Origin of the sequence: Psychromonas sp. L1A2 (assembly GCF_009828855.1) — a bacterium.
Classification (GTDB): domain Bacteria; phylum Pseudomonadota; class Gammaproteobacteria; order Enterobacterales; family Psychromonadaceae; genus Psychromonas.
Genome location: NZ_WUAG01000002.1, coordinates 38,481 through 59,778, shown reverse-complemented (window position 1 = coordinate 59,778; position 21,298 = coordinate 38,481). Strand labels below are relative to the sequence as shown.

The window sequence follows — 21,298 nt, the reverse complement described above, 5'->3', positions numbered from 1 at the left end:
GATGGGACAAACAATTTTTGTCGTCTGTAGAGAGAGCATTGAAGCACTCTTAGTGATCGGAATTCTTTATGCTTGGATGGATGGAAGAGCGGATGCAGCAACAGGTAAAAAATGGTTGTTTGCAGGAGTTGCAGCAGGATTTGGTTTAGCGGCGTTATTAACATTAACGTTAATTGGTGTTTCAGATTTATTAGGTGGTGACAGTCGAGCGTGGTTTGAAATCGGCATGTTAGCACTTGCAAGTGCTTTGATTGTACAAATGGTGCTATGGATGCGAGTCCATGGACGTACATTGAAGAATGATCTTGAAGCAGGGTTAGAAAAAAGTCTGCAGGGTAAAAAAAGCTGGTGGGGAGTGTTCTTCTTGTCAATGATTGCGGTGGGGCGTGAAGGCTCTGAAACGGTCATGTTCCTATACGGTTCACTTTTACAATTGGGGACATTGGCTTCTTATATAAGTTTCTTCAGCGCTGTTGCAATTGGTCTTGCACTAGCGATGGTAATGTTTTATGCCTTGCAGTTAGGTGGAAAATTTATTTCTTGGAAATGGTTCTTTAAAGTCACTGAGATTATGTTGCTTTTCCTTGGATCTGCATTGTTTTTAGCAGCATCAGAAAAATTATTAGGTGGCCCGTTAGCGGCGACAGATTTACCAAGTTGGTTATATAGCAACATTTGGGATATGAGTAATGTGCTAAGTGATAGCTCTATTTTTGGTAATTTATTAGCTTCACTCTTTGCTTATCGCTCACAACCGATTGGTTGGGATCTGATGATATTAAGTACTTTTTGGGTTGCAGTATTACTGTTGCTTAAATGGCAATCAAATAAGCAGTCTGAACCCATTGCGTATGTAACCGCTGAACAGGCTTAAAGGCTATATAAAAAGCGATATAAAAAGCGATATAGAAAGTTAAAGAAAGAAATTATATACACAAATTGCAGAACACAATTTACACAGTTGCAGGAAGCAATTAACACAATGAGTTTTATTGATAACGATAAAACTCACTAACGTTTTTAATGTACATCCAGGAGTATAAAAGTGAAAAAGACAATGTTAAGCACGATGATCGCGGGTGCCTTATTAGTTTCAGCTTGTAACGCAGAATCAGAAAAACCAGCAGTATCGCAAACTGAAGTGCCAGCAGTTGAAGCTGTCGCAACAGAAGTGGTAGCGAAGACTGAAGCAGTAACGGGTCTATCTCAGAGTGATAAGCTAGCGACATTATCAACTTACGCAAATATTGCCTCAGCTAACTACTCAGATGCTGTGAAAGATGCAAAAACATTACAAACAGCAATTAGTGCTTTTGTAAAAGCACCGACAGAGGCAACACTACAAGCAGCTAAAGATGCTTGGTTAGTGTCTCGTGAAAGTTACGGTACAACAGAAATTTTCCGTCTTTCAAATGGTCCTATCGACGCTGAAGATGGTTGGGTAGCTGAAACTTACGGTGGTGTAGAGGGTGAGCTTAACTCATGGCCTTTAGATGAAAACATGATCGATTACACTGTTGACGCTAACAATGAACGCACTAGCGGTAACATTATTGATACTGTTGGAATGTTTACACCAGGCGGTGAAGACGTAACAGCTGTTGACGTAACAACACTCTCAGCTGAAGTATTAGGTGAATTAAATACTAACGGTGGCGATGCAAACGTAGCAGCTGGTTACCATGCCATTGAATTCATGCTTTGGGGTCAAGATCAAGATTACAACAACATGATTGAAGATACTATCAGCAATGGTGCAATGACTGCCGGTCAACGCCCATTAACTGATTTCACAATAGATAAACTAGCTGAACGTCGCCTTGCTTACCTTGGTTCTGTTGCAGAAAAAATGGTTGATGATTTATCAGTTGTAGCAAGTGCTTGGGAAGATAAAGTAAGTGGTGATAAAGGTCTTTACCGTGCCGCTTTATTAGATCAATTAACAGGTGATCAAGCGTCTAAAAATATCGAACTATCTACTGCGTTAAAACAAATCTTTGCAGGTGTTGGTGTATTCTCTAAATCAGAACTAGCTAACGAACGTATTGCTGTTGCAGTATTAACGCCAAGCGAAGAAGATGAGCATTCATGTTTCTCTGATAATACGCATCGTGATATTGCATTGAACTATCAAGGCATTAAGAACGTATTACTAGGTGAATACAAAGGCAAAAAAGTAGGTCCAGCTTTCATTGATAACTTATCAACTGAAGAGCAAGCAGAAATTGCTACATTAATGGCTGATATTGAAACGCGTATTGCTACCATCAACACATTAGCAACAACATCAATGCATTTTGATTACCAGATTCGTCCAGAAAACGAAGAAAGTGTACAAAACATTGTAACGCTTAAAAACCAATTACGTCGCCTAGGTGACCAAATGGTGACTGTGTCTAAAGCGTACGGAATTTCATTAACCACTAATGATGTTACTGACGCTGAAGAAACACAACTTTAAAACGATCTAACTGATGATACTGTCCTCAATGTTATTGCAATAAATAACATACAGTAAAGTTATTAGTTTAAACGCCACTACCCGGAATCGGTTGGTGGCGTTTCTCGTTACCTGTAGGTGTAATTTATTTTGAAAGTGAAGTATGAAAATCAATTTTAATAAGACAGTAAAAAATACACTCAAAGGCATTTTTTTGTTTCTTGTATCGAGTCACATTGTTCATAGTGAAACGAACGTCAGTACAAATAATACGACAAGCAAGACTGCTAGCAATATTAATGCGGATGAATTTATTAATGCAGGCGTCAGTAAGCCATTTTCTCATCAGATCAAGATGAACGATACAGAATTTGATCAGTATATTCTTGGCCGTTCTTTTTTTACTATCCCATGGGTAGAAGCACCCAGTGCAACAACTGCACGTGATGGGCTAGGTCCACATTTCAGTTCGAATACCTGTGTGAGTTGCCATGTCAATAACGGCAGTGCGCCAACCATTAGTGATGAAAATCAACCATTACGCAGTTTAGTATTTAAGTTAACACAGCCGAGCAAACACGCATCCCGTTGGTTAGTGAATAACCTTGATACGCCAATGAACGATAGTGTGCCTGATCCCGTTTACGGTGCTCAAGTGTCAATCAGAGGCAACGGTAAGGTAAAACCAGAAGCGCAAGCAAGATTAAAGACTGAATCTCATCCTTTTAGCTACCCTGACGGTCAAGCATTGACATTAACTTCTTTCATTCCGTATTTAGATAAATTAGCCTACGGACCGCTAGCAAAAGAAACGGTGATTGCACTAAGACAACCACCGACATTAGCAGGTTTAAGATTAATAGAACAAGTTTCAAATGAACAAATACTTGCATGGGAAGACCCACTTGATGCGAACAAAGATGGCATTAGTGGCCGTGCAAATTGGTTAAACGCACCAGGAGCTGAAAAAATATTAGGGCGTATGAATTGGAAAGCCAGTGCACCGAATATTGTAGGGCAAACGGCCAATGCCGCTGCGCATGATTTGGGTCTAACCAATCCTTTTTTCCCTGAAGAACTTTGCCAACCAGCACAAGCAGATTGTTTGGTTGCACCTCGAGGCGATGAAACAAGATTGGGTAGTTTAGATTTACCTATGTTGCGTTTACAAGCCATTGCTTCTTTTATTCGCGATCATAAAGCACCTCAATCTGTTGCGTTAGATACCACTGCGCGTCAAGGGAAAGCATTATTTGAAGAAGTTGGTTGTGGCGGTTGTCATCGCTCAACATTAACGACGACTAAAGGAGTTGAATTCCACCCTTATTCTGATTTATTGTTGCACGATATGGGGGAAGCACTACAAGACGGACGTCCAGAGTTTCTCGCAACTGAACGAGAATTTCGTACTGCGCCTTTATGGGGTGTAGGAGCACGTGTTCGTGCACAACATCGTTTCTTACATGATGCGAGAGCTAAAACACCGGAAGAAGCGATTCTTTGGCACGGTGGAGAAGCTGAAACAGCTAAATCAAAATTTATTAAACTAAACCAAACTGAGCGTTTGGCCTTGTTACACTTTCTGGAGCAATTATGAAAATTTTTACCCCCCTGTCTGCTATTTGTTTACTTAGCGTACCTTTGGTTAGTCATGCACAGCTGAGTAATGCACAGGAAAAAGACCCTTATGCTTCTATCTATGACCATGTGATTCAACATAATGCAGATAACGCAGTGCAATATTGTACAGATTTGCAAACGTCTTTAGATAGCAAATCAAGTGATGTGCGTCACCGAGCATTTGTACAACTTGCTGAAGGCTGGGGACGAGTCCAAGCAAGTTACATTCTTGGTGATTATGATATGAATGCGATGGACTATCCATTAATGGTCGATTACTTCCATAGTGGCAATGAAGATATTCATGAAAGCATTGAGCGCTTAGTCGCTCGTGATTCAAAACCATCAACCGCATTGTATAAAAATTCTTATAAAACCATGGGGGCGATTGACTCTGTAATGTTTAGCGGAGAATGGTCTGAACGTAGAAAAGAGTTTGCAGAAGTGATGGTTGCAAACGTTTGTAAACGATTTACACAGATTAGTGATGGTTATAAAGCCAATCGTGATGCGTTTCTTTTCGATGTGGACAGAGGGCTGTCATTAGTCGTGAATGCTGAGATTGAACATATTTATAAAACACGAGATTGGCGTATTGCACAAGTGAGTGGATTAACAAAAGCAAATCTTGGTGAGACTAAACCTGAGCATCAACAATACCCATACAGTGAAGCATCTTGGGCATTTATCGGTGGTGTTTTAGAAACCAATAAACAACTTTTAGGTGAAGATCAACAACCGAATGTAGCAACTATTGCTTATGAAAAGCACGGTAAAGAAGGTATTCATGCAGTGCAAGTGGCATTAGCGTCTTCATTGGAAGCTTATAAAAATACACCTGTTGATCATAACTTTAATTTAAATGACATGATCCCAATATTTCAAGGATTGTTAGATGTTCAAAAAGCCTTTTACAGACACTTAGTGAGTCAAATTGGCGTATCGGCGAATTTAATTGATGCAGATGGCGATTGATACACCCTTAGCGTTATTAATGAATGGCAGTAACCGCATATTCTGGGGTTACCTGATTGTTAGCGCTGTCATTGCGATAATATGGTACGTCTTTAAAGTGGGAGCTATTTCAGCACCCACGTTAAAGGCTTATTGGTTTAATGCTGACTCAAAATTAGATTACCGTTATTTTGTATTCAACTGGGTATTCAAAGCATTATTTATTGTGCCTGTTCTCTTGTCAGCGAACACCGTTGCCCTATGGATATTGAATTGGTTGAATTCAATATCGGAACCTTTATTTTTGTCTTGGTATTATCGCGATATTATTGTGGCGTATACCTTAAGTTTATTTGTACTCGGAGATTTTAGCCGCTATTGGTTACATCGTTGGCTGCATACTAATCGTTGGTTATGGAAGTTTCATCAGGTGCATCATAGTGCTGAATCATTGAACCCATTGACCTTTTATCGTTTGCATCCCGTAGAAATTATGCTGTTTGCATTACGTAATGCATTGGTTGCTGGTGTGGTAACGGGGATCTTTGTTTTTTGTTTTGGCGCGCGACTTAATCTTTATTCGGTATTAGGTGGGAATGCCTTTGTTGTCATTCTATTTTCTTTTACTGGTAACTTGAGACACAGCCATATTCGCTTAAGTTATGGGCGTTGGTTAGAGCGTTTATTAATATCGCCAGCACAACATCAAGTTCATCATCAACAGAAAAATATTCACAAAAACTTAGGTAGTGTATTAGCCCTATGGGACTGGGTATTTGGAACATTAAGGTTATCAAAAGACGTGCCTTTAGATCAAAAGTTTGGTTTAGGGCGAGGTAAAAGGGAAAAATTTGATGGCATTGTAAAAATTATTATTCAGCCATTTTTTGATATTTATAGAAGTATTAGACGGAATTAAAATGAAAAAACTATTTTATTGTTTATTAGTATTAGTCACTTGTAGCAACGCAGCGAATGCTGCCAATCAACTCACTGAAGCAGAATTAGGACAGATATTGTTTTTAGATACGGCCTTTTCTACTAACCGAACGATGTCTTGCGCTACGTGCCATGAACCAGCAAAAGGATTTACTGATCATCGTGAAAATGCATCAAAAAGCATCGTGTCACTAGGCGATGATAACGCATCACTAGGCTCGCGTAATACGCCGATGGCAGCCTATTCAAATACCTCACCGTCGTTTCATTTTGATGAGGTTTTAAAAGAATATGTGGGAGGACAATTCTGGGATGGTCGTGCCAATACATTAGCAGATCAAGCCATGGGACCACCATTAAACCCAGTAGAAATGGGATTGCCTAATGCTGAAACATTAGTTGAACGTATTAAAGAAAACCCTTTTTACGTGTCTACATTCAAACGTTTATATGGTGATAACGTTTTTGAACCATCATCTAAAGGTGTAATATTACCGGCTTTTCAAGGATTTGCTAATGCATTACAAGCATTTGAAAATACTGATCAGTTTGCGACTTACGATAGTAAATATGATCGTTTTTTAAAAGGAGAATATGATCTAACGGTATTAGAAGATCTAGGCCGTACCTTATTTTTCTCAAATAACAATGTGAATTGTAATAGTTGCCATTTATTGAAAACAGAAGACAGTAAAAAAGAACCTTTTACTAACCATCAATATCGTAATATTGGAGTACCTGCTAGCATCGATTTAATAAGTTTAGGGCATTTAAAAGCTGATTTTATTGACCATGGTTTATTAGAAAATCCAGCAGTAGACGACCCAAAATATGATGGTAAATTTAAGAACCCATCATTACGTAACGTCGCGGTTACTGGACCTTATATGCATAATGGTGTGTTTAAAGAATTGCGTACCGTGATGGAATTCTATGACCATTATAATAATGTTGAACGCTCTATTAACCCTGAAACAGGTAAACCTTGGCGAGCGCCAGAAGTGCCTACTACAGTAGACAAAGAAGATCTTACCGCACATGCATTATCCGATCGTAAAATCGACGCCTTAGTTGCTTTCATGAAAATCTTGACAGATAAACGTTATGAGCCGTTATTAGAAGCACAAGAAAAATTCGAAAAAGACAAGCTTGAAAATAAGAAGAAGGCGATTCACTAATTATCCAGCCCTCTTTACTGGTTAATCTCAGTCGCTTTCTGTTGTAAACCCAACAGAGCAGCTATTATAAAATCACTATATGTATAGTAGTTGCTCTCTATTTTCTTGAACTGTCGGTTTATTTAACATTTTTCCTTTTTTACTTTTAAAAATTTAATTAATCTCTTTAATTTCAATTTATTATGATTTTGGCTTTTTATTTCTTTGTGGGTAGTTTTTGCCCAGTTAAATATTAAAGGAATAAAGTTAATGAGAAAAATCATCTCAATTATAATGCCATTGTTATTTTCAATGGCTACACAAGCAACTGTCATTAGTCATAATACAATTGGGCAGCAAGTATCTAGCTCTTATGCCATTGGTACTGTTACACAATATAACGATAGTTTATTTATATATTCAAATGGCGGTAAAAGTGATAGCAAAGTTGCCGCTTTTACTGGTACAGATAAGAGTGCTTTTGATAACATTTCAACGGGTAACGTAAACTCTGGATCTGCTTATCAAAATACCGTTACCGTGGATACTGGCTCAGTTTTTTCATTTGATTGGCTGTGGTATAGCGATGAAAATTCAAATTCAATTTTTAATGATTTTGCCTTTGTTAACTTGAACTTAGGTGATCTAAATTGGCTTGCTGATACGTCGACAGCAGATTGGACAACAGGCAACTTTTCTTGGACTGCAACAGAGTCTGGTTTGTTAACTTATACCCTAGGGGTATTCAATGTTAATGACAATACTGTCAAATCAAAATTGGTAGTTAATAATATTTCTGTTTCAAATCCAATCTCAGTTCCAGCGCCTGCATCATTGGGGATATTTGCAGTAGCGATCCTTGGATTATTTGCTATTAATCGCCGTAAAAGAAACTTATCTAACAGCTAGATTAGAAAGTCAGAACATAAAAAAACCATTCAATTTGAATGGTTTTTTGTTTTCTGCTTTATTAATCTATTAATCTATTATTCTATTAACTAATACGTTTGTATTTAATACGTGTTGGCTCAACAGCAGCTGCACCGTATGTTTTCTTCATCCATGCTTCATAATCACTGTAGTTACCTTCATAAAAGTTAACCTTACCTTCATCGCGGTAATCAATGATGTGCGTTGCAATACGGTCTAAGAACCAACGGTCATGCGAAATAACCATGGCGCAACCAGCAAAACCAAGCAGGGCATCTTCAAGTGCACGTAATGTTTCGATATCTAAATCATTGGTTGGCTCATCGAGTAACAATAAGTTGCCACCAGATTTAAGCAGTTTAGCCAAATGTAAACGTCCGCGCTCACCACCTGATAAATCACCTACGATTTTAGATTGGTCAGAACCTTTAAAGTTAAAACGACCTAAATAAGCACGGCTTGGTATTTCAATATTACCCACTTGAATAATATCGCTGCCGCCAGAGACTTCTTCAAAAACACTTAATTTATCATTCATGTGATCACGGAACTGATCAACACTCGCCATTTGTACTGATTCACCCACAATGATTTCACCAGAGTCAGGTTTTTCAGTGCCGTCTAACATTTTAAATAACGTAGATTTACCCGCACCATTGGCACCAATAATACCAACGATCGCACCTTTAGGAATACTGAAACTTAAGTCATCAATTAACACGCGGCCATCAAATGATTTAGTTAAGTTATTAACATCGATAACTTGATCACCTAAACGTTGGCCTGTTGGAATAAATAGCTCATTGGTTTCATTACGTTTTTGGAAATCTTGATTATTAAGCTCTTCAAAACGAGATAAACGAGCTTTGCTTTTAGACTGACGTCCTTTCGCGTTTGAACGAACCCATTCAAGTTCTTGTTCAATTTGGCGTTGACGTGCTTTCTCTTGTCCTGCTTCTTGTTTTAAACGCTCATCTTTTTGCTCTAACCAAGACGAGTAGTTACCTTCCCATGGAATGCCGTAACCACGGTCTAACTCTAAAATCCAACCTGCTACATTATCAAGGAAGTAACGGTCATGGGTAATGGCCACAACAGTTCCTTCATAATCATGTAAGAAACGTTCTAACCAAGCAACAGATTCCGCATCCAAGTGATTGGTTGGTTCGTCTAGTAATAACATGTCTGGTTTTTCAAGTAATAAACGACATAACGCAACACGTCGACGTTCACCACCAGACAGTACTTTAATCGGTTGATCCCAAGCTGGTAAACGTAGTGCATCGGCAGCACGTTCTAATTGATTATCAAGATTATGTCCGTCATGTGCTTGAATAATATCTTCAAGTTGTCCTTGGCGTTTTGCTAAGGCATCAAAGTCTGCATCTTCCTCAGCATAAGCTGCGTAAACGGCATCGAGTTCTGTTAGTGCAGATTTAACTTCAAATACTGCTTCTTCAACCACTTCACGTACATTTTTTTCAAGATCTAATACAGGTTCTTGTGCAAGGTAACCGATTTTAGTGCCGTTTAATGCGCGAGCTTCACCTTCAAACTCTTGATCGATGCCAGCCATAATACGTAATAAAGTTGATTTACCTGAACCATTTAAACCTAATACGCCGATTTTAGCGCCAGGGAAAAAACTTAATGAAATATCTTTTAAAATCGTACGTTTAGGTGGAACGACCTTAGAAACGCGTGACATAGAATAAATGAACTTATCAGGCAATGCTTGAGCCATGGGGAATCCTTTATAATGAATAAAATAATTGTTAGCTATTGTAGAGTATCTACCAATCAACAAGCAACAGACGGGAATAGCTTAGGTAATCAAAAGTTATAAAAGTAGATTAATGATCAAGCAATCATTTTATTACAGCTCCTTCAATGACGATTTTAAATAATTTATAAACATATTAACTCGTCGAGGTCGATCTTTCTCTGAATCATTTAGGAGAGCAACAACATCAGCGTCTGGCAGTTTATAATCAGTAAGAATCTCTTGTAACCTGCCACTTTCAATCTCTTGTCTTACATCCCACTCAGAACGGTGAATAATACCTAAATCTTTCAATGCCCAAAGTTTAACTGCATCAGCAACGTTGCATACTAAACTTGGTTTTATACGAATATTAGAAATGTTACCGCTGGTTTTATGTTTGAATGACCATTGCATGGTGTCTTCGTTATTTTCTACTAATGCGATGCATTTATGGTTACTTAATAATTCAGGGCTTTCAATTTTATTAGTGCTTTCTAAATAAGATGGGGAGGCACATACAAGACGCCGATTCTTCGCTAACACAACTCTTCTCATAGATGAGTCTTTCAACTCTCCAATATAAATAATAATATCCGCTTCCGGTGACGATGCTTTATCTGGATGATCAGACAGTAGTAACTTTATTTTAAGGTTAGGGTATTTAATAGAAAAGTCACCAATGATCGATGCAATATACTTTTCACCAAAACCAAGAGGTGCAAGTACCGTTAGCTTACCTGCAAGGGATGTTTGGTCTTCCTTTAATTCGTCTGTTAATAAGTCAATTTCATCCAGTATTAACTTACATCGACTCGCCAACTTTTTACCACTTGTTGTTAATTTTGAACGTCGAAAGTCTCTCTCGACGAGTTTTAATGAAAGTTTTGCCTCTAAGGTTTGCAGTCTTTGAGTCACGGTCGGCGGTGTCACGTTTAATTTCTTAGCAGCAGCTGACAAACTATTGCTTGTGGCAACAGCATAAAAAAAATGTAAATCCAATGAAGAAAGCATTAAGTTTTTCCTTATTGCCAATTTAGCAATGATGAATACTCAAAACATACCACATAGTGATATTAATAGTTAAACATCAAAACGTTACTAATAGTGCTAATTAAGGATATAAGAACAATGCAGCGAGACAAACGTGTCATAGAAAGAGCCAAATTAGATAAAAATATAAACATTCTTTGAGGAGAAAATTATGGACTTTATAGGATTCATTGTTGCTTGCATTTTCTTTAGTATTTCTCCTGGGAGTGGTGCCGTAGTGTCTATCAATAATGTCATAGTGAACGGGTTGAAAGGTGCAAGTTTTGGTGTTTTAGGATTACAGGCGGCTCTAGTCGTGCACTTGTTTTTTATTTATCTTGGTATTGGAATGTTGGTTTCACAATCACCACTACTTTACAGTGCTATTAAATATCTAGGCATTGCTTATCTCGCCTATCTTGGAGTCGATAAAATAATGGGTAGTCTTAAATCTAAGGATTTTTTTATTGTTGATGAAGCTAAAAAAAGTAAGCAGGTGTTGATGCGTCAAGGGTTTATAGTCAATTTAACAAATCCTAAATCAATCATTTTTTTGACTGCATTTCTACCACAATTCGTTAATGAAAATTCACAAGCTGCTACTCAATATTTGTTACTGGGCAGTATAGTCGTCCTGATCGATACAATCGTTATGTTCCTTTATAGTCTTGGGGCTAGCTCTTTTAAAAGCTTTTTTTCAGAGGTGCAGACGATGCGCAATATAAACTTTATGTTTGGTATCATTTTTATTGGTATTGCTATCTCAATTGCGATGTAAATTTTCTATCGATTAATGGGAAAGGATATTTATTGATCAAGGTTTGTGTCTTTAAACTAAATCATTAGTCATGTGATTTGATTATTGATTTAGGTTGCAAATAAATACGCCAATGAAATGATTTTTATATATTGAAATAGACGAGTTTATGAATAAATGCAGAGTGGGGTGATGATGTATTTATGAATTATTCTGGTGAGCATTCAGACTTCGATAAGTGAATTCATTCGCCAAAAAAGCTAATGAATTGGCTAACAAGATGAGGCGGAAAATTAAAGAAGACAAAAAATTGACCATAATCCTAAGACATTTATCTAAAATTATTGTGATAAATGTGATATAAAGCTGATCTCCGCTAAGTGATCCGTTATTCATTAATAGAAAACAGTTAAGACTTCTTAATTTGAATATCAGCCTGAGTCATTTGTTTAAAAGAATAACCTTACGTAGGGTGGTTAATGAGTTCAAAATCATATCAGTATGTTAATCGTCAACGCTATCGATTAACGCCGGAAGGGACTGTTGATGTGCGGTTGAGTGAAGACATAGTTATCAGTGAAGAACCTCTCAATATTGTATTACATTGGACTTGCCAAAAAACCGGAGAAGTCCTTGAAAAACCTTTAATGGTTACCATGAGAACACCAGGTGAAGATGCTTTATTAGTGACTGGTTTATTACTTTCTCATGCCGTTATTGAGCGTATCGAACAAATCCAATCCATCGAGACTATTGAGCATAATCAGTGTGATGTCTTTTTAGCTGATAATGTGACTGTTGACTGGAAAACATTGACCCGTCATTTTATTAGTCATTCTGGCTGTGGTATCTGCGGCACCAGTAATGTTAAAAAGTTAGCTCATACTTTTAATATTGCTATCGACGAAACTCAACACTGGTTGCCTCTTTCCACTTTATTGACTTTTTCATCGCAGTTAAGAGATCAACAATCTTTATTTACAGTGACGGGTGGCGTGCATAGTGCAGGTATATTCACACTAAATACCTGCTTATCAACTAAAGAGGATGTGGGGCGACATAACGCTGTCGATAAAGTTATTGGGGATTTACTGACTCGTGGGGAACTCTCCGCTCAATCCATTTTAGTGTTAAGTGGGCGGATCAGTTTTGAGTTAATGCAAAAGGCCGTTGCTGCGAAAATTCCGGTGGTCGTTGCGATAGGGGCTCCGTCTAGTTTAGCAATTGCTGTCGCAAAACAGTTCAACATCACTTTAATTGGCTTTGTCAGCGAACATGCTTGCAATGTTTATCACGGTGATTTTCGTTTAAAAAAACAATAATAAAACGGATGAAGTCAATAGAATTGTAACGTCAACGACAGTCTTAAAAGGAATAAAAGCATCAACAGCCTTAATCATTTTAAGAGAAGTGGTCGTGTTAATAACAAGAGTAAATACGAATTTAGCAATAAAAATTCAGCAATAAAAAAAATAGAACAATAAAAAGTACAACAAGAAAAGTTTAACAATTAGCATCATTACAACTCATAGGTAGGCATTATGACGGTTAAAAAATATACTGCAGCAGCTGGTGGATGGGGTTCACTCGCAAGTACAGCTAAACATTTGCTACACAGCGAAAACGTAGCTAAAAACATATTAAATCTAATGAAAACCAATCAAGACCATGGTTTTGATTGCCCGGGTTGTGCTTGGGGTGAAGACAGCAAAAAAGATCGTTTCAAATTTTGTGAAAACGGTGCAAAAGCAGTGAACTGGGAAGCAACATCACGTCGTTTAACACCTGAATTCTTTGCTGAGTATTCAGTGTCCGCATTACGTAAACAAAGTGACTATTATTTAGAGGATCAAGGTCGCCTATCTGATCCTATGGTTTATCAAGCTGAGACAGACAAATATGTCGCTATCAGTTGGGATGATGCTTTTGCATTAATTGCCAAGCATTTAAATGGTTTAACCGATCCTAACCAAGCTGAATTTTACACCTCTGGCCGTGCTAGCAATGAAGCTGCTTTTTTATATCAATTAATGATTAGGAAATTTGGTACTAACAATTTTCCAGATTGTTCTAATATGTGCCATGAAGCCAGTGGTTATGCTATGAAACAAGCGATTGGTGTCGGTAAAGGAACAGTAACACTGGAAGATTTCGACCATGCCGATGCCATTTTTGTGTTTGGTCAAAACCCAGGGACTAACCATCCGCGTATGTTGCATACATTAAGTCATGCTGCACAACGTGGTGCGAATATTGTCACCTTTAATACCTTAAAAGAGCGAGGTTTAGAGCGCTTTGCCAATCCACAATCGCCAGCTCACATGGTGCTAGGTGGAGAAACTAAATTAACTAGTCAATATTTCACGCCCAATCTAGGTGGCGATATGGCTGCCGTACGTGGCATGGTTAAAGTTTTATTAAAACGACATAACCAAGCACTTGAAAATGGTGACCGTGTCTTTAATGTTAAATTTATTGAGCAGCATACGAGTGGATTAAAAGCTTATTTAGCACAAGTGGATGCCACACCTTGGTCTGACATTACTGCGCAGTCAGGTTTGTCAAAAAAACAGATAAAATCTGCGGCTGATGTTTATCAACAATCAAAACGCGTTATTTTCACTTGGGCAATGGGGATTACTCAACACAAACATTCTGTTCCAACCATTAATGAAATGGCTAACTTACAATTACTGTTTGGTAATATAGGTAAAAAGGGCGCTGGTTTATGCCCTGTTCGAGGACACTCAAATGTGCAGGGTGACCGCACGATGGGAATTGATGAACAACCCAATAGTGTATTGTTGGATAACATAGAGAAAACCTTTAACTTTACGCCGCCAGCAGAACACGGACATAATGCCGTTCAAGCTGTGGAGGCAATGCTAAGAGGTGACAGTAAAGTGTTTATTGGTTTAGGCGGAAATTTTGTGGCTGCAATGCCTGATACAGAGATCACGCGTCAAGCTATGAGCCGCTGTGATTTAACGGTTAATATCGCCACTAAACTAAACCGAACGCATTTATACCCAGGTAAAACAGCATTAATTTTACCTTGTTTAGGGCGTACGGATATCGATTTGCAACAAGGGAAGTCTCAAAAAATCACCGTAGAAGACTCATTCTCTATGGTGCATAGTTCTCAAGGTGTCATTAAAAGTGATATTCGCCAAATGCGTTCAGAGCCCGTGATTATAGCTGGTATTGCGCAAGCAACCTTAGGAAGTTCACCTATTAATTGGTTAGACACGGTTAAAGATTATGATTTGATTCGTGATTATATTAGTCAAACTATCCCAGGTTTTTCTGATATGAACCAACGCTTGCAAGCACCTGGAGGCTTTTATTTAGGTAATGCTGCAGGGCAACGAGTATGGAATACAAATGATCAAAAAGCACAATTCCATAGTTCACCTTTACCCGATTCAATTGTGTCAGCGTCACAACGAGCCTTAACTAAAAATCGTATCTTTGTGTTACAAACACTGCGCTCTCATGATCAGTACAATACAACGATTTATGGATTTAAAGATAGATATCGCGGCTTAAGCGGTGACCGTAATATTATACTATTGAATGAAAGTGATATTACGGCGCTAGGTTTGAGCTCTGGTGATAAAGTCGATATCGAAGCATTATGGGGCGATGAAGTGGTCAGAGAAGTCACTAATTTTACAATGCTTGCTTATGATATTCCTAGTGGTAATGCCGCTGCTTATTATCCTGAAGCAAACCCATTAGTGGCACTGGCTAATTATGGTGATTTTACCTTTACACCTAATTCAAAATCGATTGCTATTGTTATCTGTGCAGCAAAAAATCCTTTACCAGAACGTATTGTATAAGGGCTTTTTAAAGCTTAAATTTAAGTCGTATTTCAATTAAAAAGGCAATGGATGATTGATTCTTATATAGACGAATCATTCATCTGTTTCTTTTATTGCCCCACATTATTATTCTTCACGTTCATCTCAGATATATTTCACATCATTTGCTCTATGCAATAGCACAAAGATTGCGTAAAATGCGCTACATCAAATTGACTTATACTTACAATTCCTAGCAGGAGATGCACATGTTTAACCGAGATATGAATATTGCTGATTACGATCCAGAATTATGGCAATCAATGACTGATGAAGTACAACGCCAAGAAGATCACATCGAGCTTATTGCGTCAGAAAACTACACTAGTCCACGTGTTATGGAAGCACAAGGTAGTCAATTAACAAACAAATACGCTGAAGGTTACCCTGGCAAGCGTTACTACGGTGGTTGTGAATATGTTGACGTTGCAGAGTCTCTAGCAATTGAACGTGCTAAATCTTTATTTGGTGCAGACTACGCAAACGTACAACCACATGCAGGTTCTCAAGCAAACAGTGCTGTTTACGCTGCATTATGTGCACCTGGCGATACTGTTTTAGGTATGAGCCTTGCTCACGGCGGTCACTTAACGCACGGCGCATCAGTTAGCTTCTCTGGCAAAATGTACAATGCTGTTCAATACGGTATCAACCCAGATACAGGTGTTTTAGATTACGCTGAAGTTGAGCGTCTAGCCGTTGAACATAAACCAACAATGATTGTTGCAGGTTTCTCTGCATACTCAGGTATTGTTGATTGGGCTAAATTCCGTGAAATTGCTGACAAAGTAGGTGCTTACCTGTTTGTTGACATGGCACACGTTGCTGGTCTTGTGGCTGCGGGTCTTTACCCTAACCCTGTACCATTTGCTGACGTTGTAACAACAACTACGCATAAAACATTAGGCGGCCCACGTGGTGGTCTTATCCTTGCTAAAGCGAATCCAGCACTTGAGAAAAAATTAAACTCAGCTGTATTCCCAGGCGGTCAAGGTGGTCCATTAATGCACGTTATCGCTGCTAAAGCGGTAGCATTTAAAGAATGTGCTGAACCTGCGTTTAAAGTGTATCAACAAAACGTGTTAGACAACGCTAAATCAATGGTTAAAGTATTCCAAGATCGCGGTTACAAAATCGTATCTAACGGGACTGAAAACCACCTTTTCCTAGTTGACTTGATTGCTCAAGACATCACAGGTAAAGAAGCTGATGCTGCACTAGGTCTTGCTCACATCACTGTAAACATGAATTCTGTACCAAACGATCCACGTTCTCCATTTGTTACATCTGGTTTACGTATCGGTACACCAGCATTCACTCGTCGTGGTGCAAACACTGCCGATGCTGCTGAATTAGCTGTTTGGATTTGTGACGTGCTTGATGCGATTAAAGATGAAGAAAAACTAGCTGCAACAATTGAAGCCGTTAAAGTTAAAGTTGCTAAATTCTGTGGTGAACACCCAGTTTACGCTTAAGTCTTAAATGACTCTCAATAGTCGGATAAGTTAAGCTTGTTATAAAAACTTATTCACTATTTTAAATCCGTGCTTGTTTAACAAGTGCGGATTTTTTTTGCCTACAATTTACATTCTATTTTACTTACATTTAACTGTGTTTAGGATTGAATGCATTTCTATTTCTGTATGAGTGTATTTAAGAATGTCGTTAACACTGTCCTTGGTTAATAAATACGTACTTGATAATAAACATATAGTCGCTAATAAATAATTGTTGTTATTTTTTATCTCTGCACATTATTTGCACAATCTTATTATATGTTAAGCAATAGCATTAAATTTATTGGAGTACTTCATGAGAAAGTCGATGCAAAAAGGTATGAAAAAACTAACATTATTGATGGCAACCATCGTTCTTTTAGTCACAACAGGATGTGCTCCTTTTTTTCATGGCGGTCGACATGGTGGGCATAATGTACCGAAATTTGCTGAACAGCAGTCATACCTTTATGAAGGTAAAAATGAAGATGTACACCAAGTTATAAACGAAATGATCAGTCAGCATAAAGTGAATCAAGAAAAAGAAACTCAACTTGTTACGTCGTTAAACTAGGGGCTGTTGATCTTTGCCGTTCGAATTTTGTTCAATCTAGCACGTTTTGATCAGGGCTAGTAAGGTGTACTTAGTGATTCTAAGCAAATCTTGCCTAACGAAGAGCATAACAATCCTGAGAACAGTATTTGTTGACAATTTATAGTGCGTTTCGCTTATTTATGTGGGACAACCACATTACATAAGCTCAGCTCTGTATAAATAGCCAACAAATTGCTGTAAAAACGAACTCGAAAGATCAACAGACCCTAGTCAAATTTTTCAATACCTCTTATTTATAAACATTGGTTAAGAGGCATTACGTAGTCAATGTGATGCGTTATTGGAATAAGTCGTTCTGTGTGTAACAACGGTAGCCAAATTATATAAGCCACATGTATTAGACTTTGAGTTGTTTAGGTCGCTTGCACTTGAATTATTTATTGTGATGTAAGCCATTGCTGACTCTTCTTTTTCTTAATCACTTCCTTGATAAAAATCTCCATAAAAACGCTCTTCAATTAGCCTTTATTCTCTTCATTGATGCAAGTCAATAGACCTTCTATTGTTCATAAATTAAGCTTGCTTGTTTAAATAATTAAGCGCCAAATGATATAGGCTTGATGTGATAAAAATATCAATGAAAATCTTTAAATTAGCTGGAGGACATATGTTAAATAACGATGATCGATATATCAGTAGTTTAAGTAAAGACACCTATGCAATCATTTTAGCCGGAGGTCGTGGGAGTCGTTTATTTGAGTTGACTGACCGCCGCGCTAAACCAGCGGTCTACTTTGGCGGCACATTTCGTATTATCGACTTTCCTCTTTCTAATTGTTTAAACTCAGGTATCGGTCGTGTTGGCGTCGCAACACAATATAAATCACATTCTTTAATTAGTCATATTCACCGCGGGTGGGGGACTTTTAAAGCTGATTTGTCAGAATTTGTGGAAGTACTTCCTGCATCCCCCCATAAATTAAACGATTGGTATACAGGTACCGCTGATGCGGTTTATCAAAATATAGATATTATTCGCAGCCATAAACCAAAATACATATTAATTTTATCGGGTGACCATGTTTACCGTATGGATTATGGTAAGTTGCTGATACAACATGTTGAGAATAAAGCGGATATGACAGTATGTTGTATTGAGGCAAGTGTCGAAGAGGCCGCGGGAAGTTTTGGTGTGATGTCGGTAGATGAAAAAAATAAAGTGATCGCATTTAATGAAAAACCAGCCAACCCTAAAGAAACACCCTGTAAACCAGGTGTATGTTTGGCATCGATGGGGAATTATGTTTTTAATACAGAGTTTCTATTTGAACAGTTAAATAAAGATGCACTCAATCCTACTTCAAAGCATGACTTTGGCTTAGATATTATTCCTTCAATTATTAAACAGCATGATATCTTTGCTTATCCGATCGAAGATCCAGATGCAAGTAAACCACCTTATTGGCGTGATGTAGGAACTATTGATGCATTGTGGGAGGCTAATATGGAATTAATAGAGCCCAAGCCTCAATTTGATCTTTACGATCAATCATGGCCAATCTTTACTTACCAAAGTCAGCTACCGCCCGCTAAGTTTATATTTGATAATGCCACTCGCAGAGGGACTGCATTGGACTCAACGGTTGCTAGTGGGTGTATTGTTTCAGGTTCCACTATTCGTAAGTCGATATTATATTCGAGCGTACATACTCATTCTCATAGTGTCATTGAACAATCAGTATTAATGCCTGAGTGTGATATCGGTAAAAACTGTAAATTATTTAAAGTTATTGTAGATGCTAATTGTCACATTCCTGCCGAATTAACGATTGGTTTCGATAGAGAAAAAGACGTTGCGAGAGGATTTCGAGTGTCTGAAAAAGGTATTACCTTGGTCACTAGCGCCATGATTGAGGCACTAAAAAAATAGGAATACTATATTCTATAATACTTTTCATACCTGTTAATGGTTCACTCCTTCCATCGTTTAGTAAAGCTCAATGGTGAAAGGTGAGCCGCGTTGAACAGTGTTTTATAGTCTTCTCTTCTATTGTTTTTATATCGATGCTTATTTATATCGGTGCTTTTTATGTAGCTACTTTTTATTCCGATGCTTTTTTGACGTTAATGCGTATAGCGAGTTAGGCAAGTTTAGTGTCATAAGAGGAGGAGAGCTGCGACTGTTACTGTTAGCTTACTTATTTTCTGATATTTCATCTGCTGAAACAACTGATTATTAAGAAAGCTGGTTATTAAGAAAGATGATGATTAAGAAACTCATTATTAAGAAAGCTGATTAATAATATAAGAAGGAACGAGGAGCTAAAAGCTCCTCGTTTATTATTCTCGTATTATTAATACTCAGTAAAACGGCTCAACTGTTGTTTAAAAAATGCATTTTCTTTTTGTAATGCATCTCTTTGTTGAATTAAATCGATAAGCAAGGCCACCGCAAGCCAGTCAATTTCTAAATCTTGGTGTAGCCGTACTGCTTTTTTTATCCAATAAACACTGGCCGTTTCAAACTCCCAATCAGATTTTTTGTTGTTATCGGTAGCATCCGCACTGTTTGTATTAACAATGGGGTTAACAATGCCGTTCTCAACGATTTCAATAATATGATGATTTTCAATTCTTTCTAATTGACATAATTCACTGAGTGAAATGACCGTTAATCTGCGCATCATAAATATTCTCCCCATGAAACCCTAGGGTCAAAAGCTGAATTTTTTGCAAGCTCTTGCCATAACTGGTTTGCTTTATCATTGCTGACAGGCGGTATAATCACATTAATGATGACATAGAGATCGCCCAACTTATCTTTTCTTTTTAAGCCTTTACCTTTAACACGCAATTTTTTACCTGATTGAGTATTCGCGGCTATCGTCAACGTTACTTTGCCATCGAGTGTCGGTACGGTAACCTTAGTTCCCAATGCCGCCTCCCAAGGTGCAAGTGGCAAGGTTAATATTAAATCATGTTTTTTAACATCAAAAAGGGGATGATTGTTTACATGAATATGTAGATAAAGGTCACCCGGTTCACCTCCGCCATAACCCGGCTTTCCTTGGCCTTTAAGACGAATACGCTCACCATTAATAACACCTTGCGGTATTTTTATATTTAATTGTTTTTTAATCTGGCGTACTTTTCCACCTTCGGAAACAGGCAATTGATAGTGAACCATTTTAATTTGTTGATGTAGTGTTTCTTGTAATGAAATAGCCAATTCTGTTTCAACATCTTGGCCTCTAGCGTGATGTGGTTGAGCTCTACCATTAAATTGGGATTGATCAAATCCACCATTAAAGATGGAATTGAAAAAGTCTGAGAAGTCCTGATCAGCAGCAGGATCTCCTTTAGAAGTCTGATGGTTTTGTTGCCATCCAGGTGGAGGCTGAAATCCTTGACTTGATTGATCTCCATATTCAAGCAGCTCATCAAATTTTTCTCTTCTGCCTGCATCCTTTAATACTTCATAAGCTTCAGTGATTTCTTTAAATTTGTCACCTCCACCTTCTTCTGGATGTAAGTCAGGGTGATATTGTCGGGCAAGTTTTCGATAAGCTGTTTTAATATCTTTAACATCAGCATTTTTGCTGACACCGAGTATTTTATAATAATTTTTGAATTCCATAAAATAACCTAAAAATAAAATCACAAATGTGTGAAACATATTTAAGTTTACGCCTTAATTGAATTTTGACTATCGGTTTATTGAAAAAATAGCACGCCATACACAGATTTATATCGGCTGAAACAGTAGGAATGATGCTTAAATTAAACACC

The 21,298-nt window shown here is 37.8% G+C and carries 17 protein-coding genes; 13 read left to right on the top strand and 4 right to left on the bottom strand.

Annotation, left to right across the window (positions count from 1 at the left end; all coding sequences use genetic code 11):
• Position 1: 1 nt before the first annotated feature.
• From GQR59_RS10725 to GQR59_RS10695, 7 genes are all read left to right on the top strand, one after another.
• Positions 2-874 carry an FTR1 family iron permease gene (locus GQR59_RS10725; protein WP_160062636.1) on the top strand — a complete coding sequence of 291 codons (873 nt, stop codon included), beginning with the start codon at positions 2-4 and terminating at the stop codon, positions 872-874.
• A 171-nt stretch (positions 875-1,045) separates the two neighbouring features.
• Positions 1,046-2,461 (top strand): imelysin family protein, encoded by a 1,416-nt coding sequence (locus GQR59_RS10720; protein WP_201288090.1) that lies wholly within the window; start codon positions 1,046-1,048, stop codon positions 2,459-2,461.
• Positions 2,462-2,603: 142 nt separating this feature from the next.
• Positions 2,604-4,037: a di-heme oxidoredictase family protein gene (locus GQR59_RS10715; RefSeq protein ID WP_236546737.1), complete on the top strand. Its 1,434-nt coding sequence runs from the start codon at positions 2,604-2,606 to the stop codon at positions 4,035-4,037.
• Positions 4,034-5,035, top strand: coding sequence for a hypothetical protein (locus GQR59_RS10710; protein ID WP_160062632.1), 1,002 nt, complete (start codon positions 4,034-4,036; stop codon positions 5,033-5,035). The genes GQR59_RS10715 and GQR59_RS10710 overlap by 4 nt, the downstream gene beginning before the upstream one ends.
• Positions 5,025-5,933 carry a sterol desaturase family protein gene (locus tag GQR59_RS10705; protein WP_236546736.1) on the top strand — a complete coding sequence of 303 codons (909 nt, stop codon included), beginning with the start codon at positions 5,025-5,027 and terminating at the stop codon, positions 5,931-5,933. Before GQR59_RS10710 ends, GQR59_RS10705 begins: the two co-directional genes overlap by 11 nt.
• A 1-nt stretch (position 5,934) precedes the next feature.
• The gene (locus tag GQR59_RS10700) at positions 5,935-7,131 is read left to right on the top strand and encodes a cytochrome-c peroxidase (protein ID WP_160062628.1); all 1,197 of its coding nucleotides are present in this window, start codon (positions 5,935-5,937) and stop codon (positions 7,129-7,131) included.
• Positions 7,132-7,380: 249 nt separating this feature from the next.
• Complete coding sequence (locus tag GQR59_RS10695) at positions 7,381-8,019, top strand: hypothetical protein (RefSeq protein ID WP_160062626.1); 639 nt, start codon at positions 7,381-7,383, stop codon at positions 8,017-8,019.
• 85 nt (positions 8,020-8,104) lie between these two features.
• Here GQR59_RS10695 and ettA read toward each other — a convergent pair whose 3' ends face one another.
• Entirely contained in the window at positions 8,105-9,784 is a 1,680-nt protein-coding gene (gene ettA, locus GQR59_RS10690; protein ID WP_025563045.1) for an energy-dependent translational throttle protein EttA, read from the bottom strand.
• 132 nt (positions 9,785-9,916) lie between these two features.
• Complete coding sequence (locus GQR59_RS10685) at positions 9,917-10,816, bottom strand: LysR family transcriptional regulator (RefSeq protein ID WP_160062624.1); 900 nt, start codon at positions 10,814-10,816, stop codon at positions 9,917-9,919.
• Positions 10,817-11,006: 190 nt separating this feature from the next.
• Between GQR59_RS10685 and GQR59_RS10680 the strand changes: the two genes are divergently transcribed.
• The 6 genes from GQR59_RS10680 (at position 11,007) to glgC (ending at position 19,439) form a co-directional block, all read left to right on the top strand.
• Complete coding sequence (locus GQR59_RS10680; protein WP_160062622.1) at positions 11,007-11,612, top strand: LysE family transporter; 606 nt, start codon at positions 11,007-11,009, stop codon at positions 11,610-11,612.
• Between the two features lie 458 nt (positions 11,613-12,070).
• The gene (gene fdhD, locus GQR59_RS10675; protein WP_160062620.1) at positions 12,071-12,913 is read left to right on the top strand and encodes a formate dehydrogenase accessory sulfurtransferase FdhD; all 843 of its coding nucleotides are present in this window, start codon (positions 12,071-12,073) and stop codon (positions 12,911-12,913) included.
• A 219-nt stretch (positions 12,914-13,132) separates the two neighbouring features.
• Entirely contained in the window at positions 13,133-15,436 is a 2,304-nt protein-coding gene (locus tag GQR59_RS10670) for an FdhF/YdeP family oxidoreductase (RefSeq protein ID WP_160062618.1), read from the top strand.
• 230 nt (positions 15,437-15,666) lie between these two features.
• Entirely contained in the window at positions 15,667-16,932 is a 1,266-nt protein-coding gene (glyA, locus tag GQR59_RS10665; protein WP_160062616.1) for a serine hydroxymethyltransferase, read from the top strand.
• Between the two features lie 337 nt (positions 16,933-17,269).
• Positions 17,270-17,527, top strand: a complete 258-nt coding sequence (locus GQR59_RS10660) for a hypothetical protein (RefSeq protein ID WP_160062614.1) — start codon at positions 17,270-17,272, stop codon at positions 17,525-17,527.
• 649 nt (positions 17,528-18,176) lie between these two features.
• A complete protein-coding gene (glgC, locus tag GQR59_RS10655; protein ID WP_160062612.1) occupies positions 18,177-19,439 on the top strand; it encodes a glucose-1-phosphate adenylyltransferase in 1,263 nt (420 codons plus the stop codon).
• A gap of 424 nt (positions 19,440-19,863) precedes the next feature.
• Here glgC and GQR59_RS10650 read toward each other — a convergent pair whose 3' ends face one another.
• Together GQR59_RS10650 and GQR59_RS10645 are read right to left on the bottom strand one after the other, a co-directional pair.
• Positions 19,864-20,196, bottom strand: coding sequence for a chaperone modulator CbpM (locus GQR59_RS10650; protein ID WP_201288089.1), 333 nt, complete (start codon positions 20,194-20,196; stop codon positions 19,864-19,866).
• Positions 20,193-21,146 carry a DnaJ C-terminal domain-containing protein gene (locus tag GQR59_RS10645; RefSeq protein ID WP_160062610.1) on the bottom strand — a complete coding sequence of 318 codons (954 nt, stop codon included), beginning with the start codon at positions 21,144-21,146 and terminating at the stop codon, positions 20,193-20,195. The genes GQR59_RS10650 and GQR59_RS10645 overlap by 4 nt, the downstream gene beginning before the upstream one ends.
• Positions 21,147-21,298 lie beyond the last annotated feature (152 nt).

Coding starts and splice junctions, on each gene's coding strand:
- fdhD (WP_160062620.1), top strand. CDS start 12,071: ATGAGTTCAAAATCATATCAGTATGTTAATCGTCAACGCTATCGATTA.
- GQR59_RS10700 (WP_160062628.1), top strand. CDS start 5,935: ATGAAAAAACTATTTTATTGTTTATTAGTATTAGTCACTTGTAGCAAC.
- GQR59_RS10695 (WP_160062626.1), top strand. CDS start 7,381: ATGAGAAAAATCATCTCAATTATAATGCCATTGTTATTTTCAATGGCT.
- GQR59_RS10650 (WP_201288089.1), bottom strand. CDS start 20,196: ATGATGCGCAGATTAACGGTCATTTCACTCAGTGAATTATGTCAATTA.
- glyA (WP_160062616.1), top strand. CDS start 15,667: ATGTTTAACCGAGATATGAATATTGCTGATTACGATCCAGAATTATGG.
- GQR59_RS10715 (WP_236546737.1), top strand. CDS start 2,604: ATGAAAATCAATTTTAATAAGACAGTAAAAAATACACTCAAAGGCATT.
- GQR59_RS10645 (WP_160062610.1), bottom strand. CDS start 21,146: ATGGAATTCAAAAATTATTATAAAATACTCGGTGTCAGCAAAAATGCT.
- GQR59_RS10725 (WP_160062636.1), top strand. CDS start 2: ATGGGACAAACAATTTTTGTCGTCTGTAGAGAGAGCATTGAAGCACTC.
- GQR59_RS10710 (WP_160062632.1), top strand. CDS start 4,034: ATGAAAATTTTTACCCCCCTGTCTGCTATTTGTTTACTTAGCGTACCT.
- GQR59_RS10670 (WP_160062618.1), top strand. CDS start 13,133: ATGACGGTTAAAAAATATACTGCAGCAGCTGGTGGATGGGGTTCACTC.
- ettA (WP_025563045.1), bottom strand. CDS start 9,784: ATGGCTCAAGCATTGCCTGATAAGTTCATTTATTCTATGTCACGCGTT.
- GQR59_RS10685 (WP_160062624.1), bottom strand. CDS start 10,816: ATGCTTTCTTCATTGGATTTACATTTTTTTTATGCTGTTGCCACAAGC.
- glgC (WP_160062612.1), top strand. CDS start 18,177: ATGTTAAATAACGATGATCGATATATCAGTAGTTTAAGTAAAGACACC.
- GQR59_RS10680 (WP_160062622.1), top strand. CDS start 11,007: ATGGACTTTATAGGATTCATTGTTGCTTGCATTTTCTTTAGTATTTCT.
- GQR59_RS10705 (WP_236546736.1), top strand. CDS start 5,025: ATGGCGATTGATACACCCTTAGCGTTATTAATGAATGGCAGTAACCGC.
- GQR59_RS10660 (WP_160062614.1), top strand. CDS start 17,270: ATGAGAAAGTCGATGCAAAAAGGTATGAAAAAACTAACATTATTGATG.